The organism is Methylobacterium sp. J-070 (assembly GCF_022829385.1).
Classification (GTDB): domain Bacteria; phylum Pseudomonadota; class Alphaproteobacteria; order Rhizobiales; family Beijerinckiaceae; genus Methylobacterium.
Map to the genome: position 1 here is coordinate 82,666 of NZ_JAKSXX010000189.1, position 12,724 is coordinate 95,389.

General features: G+C 66.7%; 11 protein-coding genes and 1 pseudogene. 8 read left to right on the forward strand and 4 right to left on the reverse strand.

Features of this window, described 5'->3' with window-relative positions; all coding sequences use genetic code 11:
* Positions 1-112: 112 nt before the first annotated feature.
* Entirely contained in the window at positions 113-850 is a 738-nt protein-coding gene (gene mtgA, locus MKL01_RS20245) for a monofunctional biosynthetic peptidoglycan transglycosylase (RefSeq protein ID WP_409566291.1), read from the reverse strand.
* Positions 851-919: 69 nt separating this feature from the next.
* Between mtgA and MKL01_RS20250 the strand changes: the two genes are divergently transcribed.
* A complete protein-coding gene (locus MKL01_RS20250) occupies positions 920-1,891 on the forward strand; it encodes a polyprenyl synthetase family protein (protein ID WP_243906990.1) in 972 nt (323 codons plus the stop codon).
* A gap of 431 nt (positions 1,892-2,322) precedes the next feature.
* Here the strand turns inward: MKL01_RS20250 and mmsB are convergent, their stop codons facing one another.
* From mmsB to MKL01_RS20265, 3 genes and pseudogenes are all read right to left on the reverse strand, one after another.
* Entirely contained in the window at positions 2,323-3,552 is a 1,230-nt protein-coding gene (gene mmsB, locus MKL01_RS20255) for a multiple monosaccharide ABC transporter permease (RefSeq protein WP_243906991.1), read from the reverse strand.
* Positions 3,549-5,084 (reverse strand): multiple monosaccharide ABC transporter ATP-binding protein, encoded by a 1,536-nt coding sequence (gene mmsA / locus MKL01_RS20260; protein WP_243906992.1) that lies wholly within the window; start codon positions 5,082-5,084, stop codon positions 3,549-3,551. Before mmsA ends, mmsB begins: the two co-directional genes overlap by 4 nt.
* 101 nt (positions 5,085-5,185) lie before the next feature.
* A pseudogene (locus tag MKL01_RS20265) lies at positions 5,186-5,548 on the reverse strand (sugar ABC transporter substrate-binding protein); the annotation flags it as partial.
* Positions 5,549-5,674: 126 nt separating this feature from the next.
* Between MKL01_RS20265 and MKL01_RS20270 the strand changes: the two are divergent.
* The 7 genes from MKL01_RS20270 (at position 5,675) to MKL01_RS20300 (ending at position 12,686) form a co-directional block, all read left to right on the forward strand.
* The gene (locus MKL01_RS20270) at positions 5,675-7,003 is read left to right on the forward strand and encodes a tyrosine-type recombinase/integrase (RefSeq protein WP_243906993.1); all 1,329 of its coding nucleotides are present in this window, start codon (positions 5,675-5,677) and stop codon (positions 7,001-7,003) included.
* Positions 7,000-7,764 (forward strand): hypothetical protein, encoded by a 765-nt coding sequence (locus MKL01_RS20275; protein ID WP_243906994.1) that lies wholly within the window; start codon positions 7,000-7,002, stop codon positions 7,762-7,764. The genes MKL01_RS20270 and MKL01_RS20275 overlap by 4 nt, the downstream gene beginning before the upstream one ends.
* A gap of 630 nt (positions 7,765-8,394) precedes the next feature.
* A complete protein-coding gene (locus MKL01_RS20280) occupies positions 8,395-8,949 on the forward strand; it encodes a hypothetical protein (RefSeq protein WP_243906995.1) in 555 nt (184 codons plus the stop codon).
* Positions 8,946-9,386 (forward strand): hypothetical protein, encoded by a 441-nt coding sequence (locus MKL01_RS20285; protein ID WP_243906996.1) that lies wholly within the window; start codon positions 8,946-8,948, stop codon positions 9,384-9,386. The genes MKL01_RS20280 and MKL01_RS20285 overlap by 4 nt, the downstream gene beginning before the upstream one ends.
* Complete coding sequence (locus tag MKL01_RS20290; protein WP_243906997.1) at positions 9,383-10,327, forward strand: toprim domain-containing protein; 945 nt, start codon at positions 9,383-9,385, stop codon at positions 10,325-10,327. The genes MKL01_RS20285 and MKL01_RS20290 overlap by 4 nt, the downstream gene beginning before the upstream one ends.
* A gap of 125 nt (positions 10,328-10,452) precedes the next feature.
* Positions 10,453-11,928, forward strand: coding sequence for a YfjI family protein (locus MKL01_RS20295; protein WP_243906998.1), 1,476 nt, complete (start codon positions 10,453-10,455; stop codon positions 11,926-11,928).
* Positions 11,929-11,930: 2 nt separating this feature from the next.
* Positions 11,931-12,686: a hypothetical protein gene (locus tag MKL01_RS20300; protein WP_243906999.1), complete on the forward strand. Its 756-nt coding sequence runs from the start codon at positions 11,931-11,933 to the stop codon at positions 12,684-12,686.
* The last annotated feature ends 38 nt before the right edge of the window (positions 12,687-12,724 follow it).

Sequence of the window (12,724 nt, forward strand, 5' to 3'; positions counted from 1 at the left end):
GCCGCGATGCGACTCATCGACCGCTGCATGCCGACTGATCATTCCGCCGACTGGCAGCCGTGATCGCCTGTCGCGCGGGATTGCGAACGGTCACCTTGACCGGCTCGGGCCGCTACCGCCGCAGGCACCCGGTCAGGCCCTCGACCTGATCCATCATGGCCTGGATCCGGGCGGCGCGGCGGCGGACCCCGGGGGAGGGGCGTCCGGCGCTGCGGGTGATCGGGTTCGGCAGGACGGCGGCAAGCAGCGCCGCCTCGCCCCGGGTGAGACGGCTCGCATCCTTGCCGAACCAGTGCCGGCTCGCGGCCTGCGCGCCGTAGATCCCGTCGCCCCATTCGGCGACGTTCAGGTAGATCTCCATCATCCGCCGCTTGCCCCAGAGGGTGTCGAGCGCCAGCGCCAGCGGGATCTCCAGGCCTTTCCGGATGTAGGAGCGGCCGGGCCACAGGAACACGTTCTTCACGGTCTGCATGGCGATGGTCGAGGCGCCCCGACTCGGCGAATCCTCGTCCTCGACGACTTCCCGGAGCGCGCCGAGATCGACGCCGTGGTCCAGGCAGAAGCGCTGGTCCTCCGATGCGATGACCGCCTGCGGCAGCACCGGCGCGATGGCGGTGAGGGCGACCGGATCCCGGCTCACGGGTTGGAGCGTCAACCATCGCCCGAGCATCAGGGTCGACGGCGGCATCACCGCGCTATAGACGAGCGCCAACAACAGCGCGAGGACGAACCCGATGGCGGGGAGCAGCAGCAGCGCTCCCACGACCTGGCGGACACGGTGGGAGCGTCGCGGGTGTGCGCGTCGGAGGTCGCGACCAGCCGCCTCCCGCCTGCGTCCCGCCCCATCCACCGTGATCTCGTCCCCGCCCGACTGACACTCGATTGGTTTTCGCAAGGCCAGGACCGGACGTAGCGCCCGATGACCCCGACCCTCTCAACGCAGGCACCGACCGGTTCGGTCAAGGTTGACACGCCGGCCGCCGATTTTACCCACAGGTTGACGGAGGTCGCCGGGACGGTCGAGACCTTCCTGGTCGGGCGCCTCGGCCCCGACGTCGGATCCGGCGAGATCGCCCGTCCGCCCCGCCTGATGGAGGCGATGCGGCACGCGGTGCTGGGCGGCGGCAAGCGCCTCCGGCCGTTCCTCGCCATCGAGACCGCCCGGATGCTCGGCGGCTCCGAGGCCGCCGCGCTCGCCGCCGGTGCCGGGGTCGAGCTGGTGCATTGCTACAGCCTCGTCCACGACGACCTTCCGGCCATGGACGACGACGACATGCGCCGGGGCAAGCCCACGGTGCACAAGGCGTACGACGAGGCCACCGCCATCCTGGTGGGCGACGCCCTGCAGACGCTGGCCTTCGAGATCGTGGCCGATCCGACCTGGCAGCCGGATCCGCGCATCCGCGCCGACCTAGTCCTGGGCCTCGCCCGGGCGTCGGGCCTCGGCGGCATGGTCGGCGGCCAGCTCCTCGACCTCACCGCCGAGGGCCGGTTCGGGGCGGCCACCATGGACGTGGACGACACCCTGCGGATGCAGGCGATGAAGACCGGCGCGATCCTGGCCTTCTCGGTGGAAGCCGGCGCGATCGTGGGGGGCGCCGACGAGAGCCAGCGCGCGTCACTTCTGCGCTACGGCCTCGCCCTCGGTCAGGCTTTCCAGATCGCCGACGACATCCTCGACCGGGAGGCGTCACCCGAGGCGATGGGCAAGGCCACCGGCAAGGACAAGGATGCCGGCAAGGCGACGCTCGTCGACCGCCTCGGCATCGACGGGGCTCGCGCCGAGTGCGATCGCCTCGTCGGCGTCTGCGAGGATGCGGTCTCCCTGTGGGGGGAGGGGGCGCGCGTCCTGCGGGACGCGGCCCGCTTCACGGTCGCGCGCAAGACCTGACGTCGATACGACCTGACCGGACCGGCTGTCGCGGAGTCGGCCGGTCGGCTCGACCGGGGCCGTGACGCCTCGCGCCCCGTGGCCGCCGGCCTCGGCGCCCTGACGCCCGATCCGGAGGCGTCGCGGATGGCATCCTGATGGCGCGGTCGTGCCGGATACTCCGTGTGGCCTTCTCGGCGGTGCCGCGTTCCGAGAGCCGGCGCCGTGATCGGCGGATCTAAAGGCCCGGGAGAGTTCGGCCCCGGAACGCCTGAAATCCCATCGGCGGCGCCCGGGGAGCGCCCGGCATCCAGCGCCGCGCCCACCCCAGCGTCGACCCACCGGCAGCGCGACAGCGGCCGGCAGGCTCAGCGGCAGCCTTCCTCCCTCGCCGATGTGGCCGATCCGGCCGCGCGGTGATCGCGACGCGACCCCGCTTCGACGCGGAGGGCTCAGAGCCGGTTGTTCTTGTTGTGGACGTCCAGGCACACGGCGGCGAGCAGGACGGCGCCCTTGATGACCTGCTGCCAATCGACGCCGATCCCCATGATCGACATGCCGTTGTTCATGATGCCGATGATGAACGCGCCGATCACCACGCCCGAGACCTTGCCGATCCCGCCGGCCGCCGAGGCGCCGCCGATGAAGCAAGCCGCGATCACGTCGAGTTCGAACCCGATGCCGGCCTTCGAGTTCGCGGTGTTGAGCCGGGCGACGAAGATCATGCCGGCCAATCCCGCCAGCGCGCCCATGTTGGCGAAGGTCAGGAAGGTCAGCCGCTCGGTCTTGATGCCGGAGAGGCGGGCGGCCTTGATGTTGCCGCCCAGCGCGTAGATCCGCCGCCCGATCGTCGTCCGGGTGGTGACGAAGCGGTAGAGCATCACCAGCACAAACAGGACGAGCAGGACGTTGGGCAGGCCGCGATACGCGCTCATCTGATACGCGAAGGCGAGCATCAGGATGGTCGTCACGCCGTTGCGGAAGACGAAGGACGCCAGTGAATCGACCGGTCCGCCGTTCCTGATCCGCGCCTGTCGGCGGCGCACGTTCAGGCCCAGGAGCACCGCCGCGAGCACGAGGGCGATCAGCACGGAGGTCCCGGGCCCGGCGAAATTGACCAGGTAGCCCTTCGAGAGGAGCTGGAACACCTCCGGGAAGGGCCCGATCGAGGCGCCCTGCAGGAGCGCCTGCGTCAGCCCGCGGAACACCAGCATGCCGGCCAGGGTGACGATGAAGCTCGGAATGGCGAGGTAGGCCACGAAGTAGCCCTGCAGCCCCCCGATCACCGCGCCCGCCAGCAAGCACGCGACGGTGGCGCTCACCGGATCGAACCCGAAGCGGACCATCAGCAGGGCCGCGAGCGCGCCCACGAAGCCGACCACGGAGCCGATCGACAGGTCGATGTGCCCGGCCACGATCACCAGCAGCATGCCCAGCGCCATGACGACGACGTAGCTGTTCTGCATGATCAGGTTGGAGAGGTTCAGCGGCTGAAACAGGACGCCGCCGGTCGTGTACTCGAAGAACAGGGTGATCAGCGCCAGGGCGAAGACGAGGCCGTACTCGCGCAGCTGCGCCGTGTGGGGCAGGCCGCGCCGCGCCTGCGGCTCGCCCGCGGATTTGTCTCCGGCACCGACGTCGTCGACGGGGATCATGGACTTGCTCGCGGTGATGTCGGTCATCCGTTCAGATCCTTGGAGCGCATGATGGCGCGCATGATCGCTTCCTGGCTCGCATCGGCGCGCGGGAATTCGCCCACGAACCGCCCCTCGTTCATCACGTAGATGCGGTCGCACAGACCGAGCAGCTCGGGCATCTCGGAGGAGATCACCAGCACGCCGCGACCGCCATCGGCCAACTCGTTGATGATGCTGTAGATCTCGTATTTGGCGCCGACATCGATGCCGCGCGTCGGCTCGTCGAGGATCAGCACCTTCGGCTGGGTGAACAGCCATTTGCTCAGCACGACCTTCTGCTGGTTGCCCCCCGAGAGGTTCACCGTCTGCTGCTCCACGCCGTAGGAGCGGATCCGCATCTTGGTGCGGTAGTCGCTCGCGACCCGGTGCTCGGACTCCTCGTCGATCACCGTGCCTGTGGAGACGCCCGGCAGGTTGGCCAGGGTCGTGTTCTTGGTGATGTCCTCGCCGAGGACGAGGCCGAGCTGCTTGCGATCCTCGGTGACGTAGGCGATGCCGGCCGCGATCGCCCTATCGATGGTCGAGACATCGACCGCGTCGCCCGCGATCCGGACGCTGCCGCTGATGCCCTGGCCGTAGGAGCGGCCGAAGATGCTCATGGCGAGCTCGGTCCGGCCCGCGCCCATCAGGCCGGCGATCCCGACGATCTCGCCCGACCGGAGGTCGAAGCTCACGTTGCGCACCACCGCCCGGTCGGCATGGATGGGGTGGTGGACGGTCCAGTCGCGGACCTCCATGAGCGTGTCGCCGATCCGCGGCGCGCGGACCGGGTAGCGGTGCGCCAGGGTGCGGCCGACCATGCCCCGGATGATGCGGTCCTCGTCGATCGCCGCGTTCCGGCAGTCGAGGGTCTCGACGGTTGTGCCGTCGCGCAGGACGGTGATCCGGTCGGCGACCCGGGCGATCTCGTTGAGCTTGTGGGAGATCAGGATCGACGCGATGCCCGTCTCCTTGAAGCCGAGGAGCAGGCGCAGCAGGGCGTCGCTGTCCGTCTCGCTCAGGCTCGCGGTCGGCTCGTCGAGGATGAGCAGCCTGACCTTCTTGGACAGCGCCTTCGCGATCTCGACCAGCTGCTGCTTGCCGACGCCGAGATGGGTGACGAGGGTATCGGGGCTCTCGTCGAGACCGACCAGCGCCATCAGCTCGCGGGCGCGCGTGTAGACGCGGTCCTGGTCGATGACACCGAACCGCGCCGGCTCATTGCCGAGGAAGATGTTCTCGGCGATGGACAGGTACGGCACCAGGGCGAGCTCCTGGTGGATGATGACGATCCCGCGGCGTTCGCTGTCGGAGATGTCGCGGAAGTGCGCGGGGCGGCCCTCGTAGGTGATCGCGCCCTCGTAGGAGCCGTGCGGATAGACGCCGCTCAAGACCTTCATCAGCGTCGATTTCCCGGCGCCGTTCTCGCCCACGAGGGCATGGATCTCGGCGGCCGCCACCGAGAGGTTGACGTCGTTCAGGGCCCTGACGCCCGGAAACGTCTTGGAGATGCCCCGCATTTCGAGGACGGGCTGCATGCGACCCCTTCCAGCTCGGTCTGCACAGTCGCGTCCCGTGCCGTGGGAACCGGCGCGGGCGCAGGATCGGTGCGGGGCCGCGCGGTCGGGCCCCGCTGCGCTCATTTGAGCTGGTCGATGGTGTAATAGCCCGTGTCGACCAGGGCGGCCTTCCAGTTGTCCCGGGTAACGATCACCGGCGTCAGCAGATACGACGGGACGATCTTCTTGCCGTTGTCGTAGGTCTTGGCATCGTTGATCTCGGGCTGCCGCCCGGCCTCGATGGCGTCGATCATCGCCACCGTCACCTTGGCCAGGTCGCGGGTGTCCTTGAAGATCGTCGCCGTCTGCTCGCCCGCGACGATCGACTTGACCGATTGCAGCTCGGCATCCTGGCCGCTCACCACCGGCAGCTTCAGGTTGCCGGATCCGTAGCCGACGCTCTTCACCGAGGAGATGATCGCGGTGGAGATGCCATCGTAGGGAAAAACTTCAGTCCACTGAAGCTCACTGCGCGCTGCCACGGTTTAAATCTTAGCTTGCTCCAATCCTCTCTTGTCCACTCTAGTTCACGCCTGCATATTGGACGCAAATTGGACAGGATCTGATCCATGGCCAACCGCGTACGTGACGCCGTTCTGGACTCCCCGACGGCGCGAGCGAAACTGAAGGCGCAGTCGAAACCTTACTTCCGGGCCATCGATCGAGGGCTTCACCTCGGCTATCGCAAGGGCAAGACCGGGGGCACCTGGGTCGCCCGCCGGTATCTCGGCAACGAGCGGTATGTCGTCGAGGCGCTCGGCCGAGCGGACGACCGCCAGGCCGCCAACGGGACGACCGTGCTGACCTTCCAGCAGGCCCAGGCGCAAGCGCGCGGCAGGATACGGGAGGTCGAGGAGGCCGAGCGGATCGCGGCGATGGGGCCGACGATCACCGTGCGCGGCGCCGTCACAGGGTACATCGAGAGCTGCGAGGCCAAAGAGGCGAAGATCAGGAACGGCCTGCCTCTGCGGCGGCACACCCGCTCCCGACTGGCGCGGCACGTACTCGGAGCGGATCTCGCCGAGAAGCCCCTGCAGGCGCTCACGGCCGACGACCTTCAGACGTGGCGGGCACAGGCGTCCACTGCGCTGACGGACGGCAGCGTCAGGCGGATCACCAACGACTTCCGTGCAGCCCTGAACGCGGCCGTTCGGCGGCATGCGGCGCAGCTCCCCGCGACGATCGGCACGACGATCCGCAACGGCCTCGCGGTTCAGGCATCGTCCGCGCCTGTCGCCCGCGAAGCTCAAATCCTGCCGGATGCCGATGTCCGTCGTATCGTGGCCTCCGCCGCAGAGGTGGACGCGGAAGGGGGATGGGACGGCGACCTGCACCGCCTCGTCATCGTCCTGGCGGCGACCGGCCTGCGGTTCTCGCAGGTCAGCCGCATGACGGTCGCGGACGTGCAGGTCGAGCAGAACCGGCTGATGGTGCCAGTCAGCCGGAAGGGCACTGGCAGCCGCCAGAGTTCGCACATCGGGGTTCGCGTGGCCCCCGACGTGATAGCCGCCCTTCGCCCGGCACTGGTTGGCCGGCGCGGGACGGATACGCTGCTCCTACGCCCGCGATGGCAGACGGTGACGGTTCGGGTCCAACAGAAGGTCGGCCGTGTCCCGTGGGGCAATGCTACCGAGATGAGCCGCACTTGGTCGTCCGTACTGGAGAGGGCTGGGCTACCGGTAAATCTCGTTCCCTATGCGCTGCGTCACAGCAGCATCGTCCGTGGCCTGCGCGCCAACCTGCCCGTTCGCCTCGTGGCTGCGCTTCATGACACATCAACCGCGATGATCGAGGCGCACTACTCCGCCTACATCGTCACGGCGCTGGATGAACTGGCAGCGCTTGCGGCCGTCTCATTGGTCACGCCGGCCCCGGCGCAGCTGCGGAGCGTCGGATGAACCAGCGACTTATTCGTGAGGGAAAGAACCGCGAAGATTGGGGATCACTTCCAAACCTTGTCCGCGGATGGTTCCAACAGTTCAACGAAAGAAATTATCTAAATAAAGATCTAAGCAATGTCTCAATGAATGTCTGGTGCGCTCTGGTCGACAAGCTGAGAATTACCTTCAATCGCGCAGATAATGAGATAATATCCGCCGATTTCGAAGCGAAAGAAGCTTCCGCACCTGATGAAGCTGCATTGTCAATAAAGGACTTATTGATATCTATCGAAGAAAGAAAACCGAGAAGGGATCCCGATCACGAGCTTCTATCTCAACTCCGAGACGTGAGCCCTCGCGAATATGGGGATCAGAAACTTGAGCGCTTTCTAGATGCTGCCAGGCATCTTCTATATGAAGCAGAAAACGTGAGGCGCTGGCACGGAAATTACACGTGGCGCGAGGAACTTGATCTAGATGCCATCTGCTATCCGTTAGAAAGTCTGGGACTTGTCGCCCGCAAACTGAAAGCTGCTCCCAAGCCGCAACCCGGCAGGCCGTCCGCGCGCTGGCACGTAGTAGGTAGGAATATCGCGAAGGACATCCGATCGGTAGCTAAGCAAGAAGGTTACGGATCTACCAGTTACCGGGAGGATTTTAGCGTCACCACGCATGTCGCAACACAAGCAATCAACTGGGCTTACGAAACGGATATTGAGCCAGCGACCTTCGCCAAGGTCATGAGGAACAAGTTTCCGAGGCGGCCGCGCGCCAGGTGAATGCGGCAGGTAGGGACGAAATCCAGGTTGGTTTCGGCACCATATCAGCGAAGCTGTGAAGGGCTAGCTTTACTCCACCCCGGCTTCCGGGGGTTTGCGGAGTTAGCCAATGCCTCGGACAAGTGTTCGTCTCAAGACGGAGACCGCCGCCGCGTCGGTCGCCAGTCCAATTCAGGTCATCCGGTCAGATGACACTCGGGCTCTGAGCGTTTCAGAGTTCTGCGACCGCAATCAGATCGGCAAGAGTTCTTATTTTTACCTGCAGGCCATAGGGCGCGCGCCGAAGACAACGCGCGTCGGACGGAGAGTTATCATCTTTCCGCAGGACGAGGCGGCTTGGCGCCAGAGCATTCAAGACAACCCGCTTCCGGCCTCGCTGCGTCGCGCCGCCGAAGCTGCCACTCAGATGGAGGCCGCTTGAGTCATGCCCCTGAAAACAGTTGAGGGACGGAGCGCGTGCAGGCGCTCACGTCCCTCGGAAGATGTCGCTCGGCAGACCGACTCCTCCGATATAGCACCCCACCGGCATCCCGCCAACGCCCTGACCGCGGTTTTAGACCCTCAAGGGTTCGTCATCGCTGTCGTCGCCGGCCGCGTTGCCGCGCGCAGCTTCCTGAGGGAGGCGACGCGATGAGTGTCGTCTATCACTACACCGACACCGGCCGTCTGCCCTTCATCCTGCTTGAGGGTCAGTTGAAGCCCGGTCGCAACCAGATCGGCCACTACCCTGACCCGGACTTCCTCTGGGCGACGACCTCGCCCCTAGGAGACCGGACAGCAGCAGCGTCGGTTGACGCCTGCCGTGCCGGACGGGTTCGCCTCGTGCGGTTCGTCTTGCAGGCCGAGGACTTCGAGCCGTGGCACACGATCGTGTCTCGGTTCCCCGCCTGGACTCCAGAGCTGATCTCCAGCGTTGAACTGGCGGCGGCTGGCAAGAGCCGTCCGCAGAACTGGCGCTGTCGGAGCGGATCCCTGCGTGTGGAACGGTGGCTCGCGGTCGAGACCCGATCCTACACCGACAAGGTCTGGCGACCGCTTCCTACCCCGTGGCGGATCTTGCCCTTTGAGGTGGGATCGGTCGGGGTCCAGATCGGACCCAAGATCTACGTCTTAACGGCGGTCGCCGGCCCGTTCGGATCCTCGGGCTACGTGCCTATGGTTCTCGACGCGGGGGAGGCAGCATGAGCGCGCTGTCCGCCACCCTATCCGCCCGCCTCGCCAAACTCCTCCCGAGATTGGCGAGCGATCAACATGGGGAGGTCGCGGCGACAGCCGCGGCCGTCACCCGCACGCTGAAGGCCGAGGGCCGCGACTGGCACGATCTTGCCGCGCACGTCGCCGAAGGGCCGCGCGAAGTCATCCGATACATCGAGCGCGCACCGCGGCCGGAGCCTGCGGCCTACCCGTTCGGGTCGTGGCGTGACGTGGGTCGGCAGCCCCGCGGGAACAGCGCGCACCGCTACCTCGTGGTCCGGTGTCAGAACGCGAGTGCGGGCCGCCTCTCCGAGTGGGAGGCGAGTTTTCTGCTCAGCATCGGCCAGCGCCTTGAGCGCGGGCTCGGTCTGACCCCGAAACAGGCCAGCACCCTCACCACCATTGCTGAACGCTTGGGGGTGGCATGAGCGTCCGCATCCGCACCCTCAAGGCCGCGTTCGGCGGTGATCTGACGAATGGTGGCCGGACGCTACTCTGCGCCACCACCGGCCACGGCCCGAAGGATCGTGGCACCTCCTACACAGAGCGTCTAGGCGCGCCGGGCGACCTGCTCGTCCACGTCCACAACGGCACCGCAGCCGACGCCCTCGCCGCGAAGGACAGGGCGTTGGAGGTTCTGGGCGAGCGCCGTGATCTTTCTGGCCGGGACCGCGAGCCCGACCCGATCGAGGCGATGCAGCGCCGGGAGCAACGTCGCAAGGCCGAGGCGCAGGAGCGCGCCGAAGCCGAGTGGCGCCAGCGCAGGATGATGGAGATGTGGCGCGCCGGGTCGGACCCGCGCGGCACGATCGCCATCACCTATTACAGGAGCCGCGGTCTCGACATCGGCGACGACATCGCCGGGACAGTCCTGCGTTTCCATCCGCGCGCACGGTTCGGTGAAGGCACCGCCCCGACGATCCTCGCCGCCCTGCGCGACATCGAAACCGGCGAGATCCGCGGGTTGCACCGCACGGCCCTTGACGCGGACGGGCGGAAGATCGACCGGAAGATGTTCGGCACGGCGATGGGCTGTGCCGTCATGCTCGACCGCCTCGACCCGATGAACGGGTTCTTGATCGTGGGCGAGGGCATCGAGACCGTCCAGACGGCCCGCCAGTGCCTGGGGCTGAAGCCCGCCTGGGCGCTTGGCTCATCTGGCGCGATCGGCGCGCTGCCGGTCCTCGACAGCGTCCACATGCTGATCGTGCTGGCCGAAAACGACGCCAACGGTGCGAGCGCCCGCGCCATCGAGCGGGTCGGCGAGCGCTGGCACGACGCAGGGCGGAACGTCGAGATCATCTGGCCTCCGGAAGGCAGCAAGGACCTCAACGACACGGTTCGGGAGGACATTGCTGCATGCCGGTGAATGGAACAGCCGAAGCGCTGAACCGCATCCGCCGCGAACCTTTCGGGGCACGGGCACATCAGGGCGCGGGCCGACCGGGCGGACAGATCCACGTCGAGCGCGACCGCTTGGAGATCGCGCCCGCGATGAGCGCGGCCCCCCCGTTCCCAATTGAGGCTCTGCCGCCCGTGATGCGCGCCGCCATCGAGGCGCTGGAGGAGCACGTTCAGGCGCCCCGATCCCTATGCGCCCATAGCGTGCTCTCCGCGGCGATGCTGGTCTGCCAAGGGCTCGCCGACATCAAGGTGGAGGGCCTGCCCGCCCCGGTCCCGCTGTCCCTGTTCATGCTGGCCATCGCCGTCTCGGGCGAGCGCAAGTCCGCCTGCGATACCCTCGCCTTGCGCGCCGTAGCCGATGAGGAAGCCCGGCTGCGGCTGGAGCACGCCGAGGAGGACCGCCGGTTCAAAGCCGCCTGGGCGGCTTTCGAGGCCGAGAAGAAGAAGATCGAGCGTGACACTAAGATCGACCGGGCCGAGCGGGAGAGCCGCCTTCTGGCACTGCGCGAGCCGGTGCCGCCGGTCACGCCCATCATCCGCGCGGAGGAGCCGAACCTCGAAGGTCTCATCAACCTGCTGCGCGTCGGGCGCGCCAGCGTCGGGATCTTCACGTCCGAGGCCGGACAATTCCTCGGCGGCCACGGGATGGGCCCAGAGGCCCGGACGCGTACCGTCACCGGCCTGTCGAAACTCTGGGACAACGGATCAGCTCAGCGGGTGCGCGCGGCGGATGCTCAGACCTTCGTCGGCCGCCGTGTCGGCATAAGCCTCGCGGCCCAACCGCGAGTCGCCTCGACCTTCGTTGGCGATGAACTGGCCAACGATCAGGGCATCGTCGGCCGGTTCTTGGTGATGTTCCCCGAAAGCACAATCGGCTTCCGGGTATTCCGCGCGACCAACCCGAGCGAAGATCAGCGCCTCATCGCATTCCAGGATCAGTGCCGCCGCTGCCTGGAGGTCGGGCTACCGATCCGCGAGGGCGCGCGGAACGAGTTGGCCCCGCCTGTGCTGGACCTCGCGCCCGACGCCTGGACGCTGTTCCGACAGTTCGGCCAGTCGATCGAGGACGAGAACAGTCCCGGCAAAGCGTGGCGTCCGGTGTCGTCTGCAGCGGGCAAGATCGCCGAGAACGTAGCGCGCATCGCTGGCATCCTCACCCTGTTCGCTGCCCCCGACGTAGCCCACCCCAGCCGAATTAACGGACCCGCCCGCAGCCTGGATGCGATGGTCTCAGCCGAGACGATGGCCGCGGCCTGCGCGATCGGGATGTTCTACCTGCGCGAGGCCCTCCGCATCACTGGGCACGCGATCCTCGACCCCGAGACACGCGCGCAGAATGATCTCGCCGAGTGGCTGGCCGACCCGAAGGCGTGGGGTATCGGCAAGCTGATCTCTCCAACCCTCATCCAGCAGTTCGCGCCGAAGCACCTTCGGGGTGACGCGGGCACAGTCCACCGCCGCGTCGAGGCGCTGGTCCGCTTCGGATGGCTGGAGCCCGCCGGGAAGCAGGAGATCGGCGGCAAGAGGTTCAAGGAGACCTACCGGATCGTCGGGGAGGCAGGATAGCAATGAGCGATCTGCCCCTGTTCGACCCGTTCAAGGCTCTGGAAGAAATCCGCCGCAAGAGCCGCGAGGCGGAGCCAGATAGTGCTCTAGCCGAAACTCTAGCAAAACTCTCGCAACCCCTAAAATCGGCAAATAACGTTTCAGATCAGAGCGTTACGCCAAACTCTAGCACTCTAGCAGGTCTAGCAGGGGGGGGCGGGCCAGACACCTCCGCGCGTACACGCGAAGAAGAAGAAGAAAGAAAAGAAAATATAATAAAATCATATACTTACGCGGGAGGGGCGGCGCAGCAGGGGGTGGGGGCTGTGTCCGTCCCGACACCCCCTGCTAGAGTTGCTAGAGCTGCTAAAGTTGATCTAACCTATTCTAAAAAAACAAATTTCCTGAAAATTGGCCCTGCTAGAGTTCTGCCGGACGGCCTTCCGCATTGGCGCTCTGGCCTCTCGCGGCTCTCGGCCGAACGTCCGCCCTGCCCCGGCTACCGTGGAGACGAGTGGATCGCTGTCTTCAGGCGAGCGCTGGGTTTCCTCGATACCTTCGGCGCCCAGGCCGAGGCGTTGGGCTGGACCGCGGTCCGGTTGTTCGGGGTCCACCCCGAGGCCGGTATCATCCGGGTTGATGCCTGCGGTGGTCTGGTGTTGCCGGTCAGCGGTCTAGTCCGCGCGATCACGGCCACGGAGATCTCGTTCGGCCACCTAACCCACCGCGAGAAGCCCGGCCAGCCTGAAGGGGTGCCGTGGTGGGAGTTCGGCCAGTGATCCCCGCCCGCGACGCCTGGGGGCCGTTCCGCCCAGAC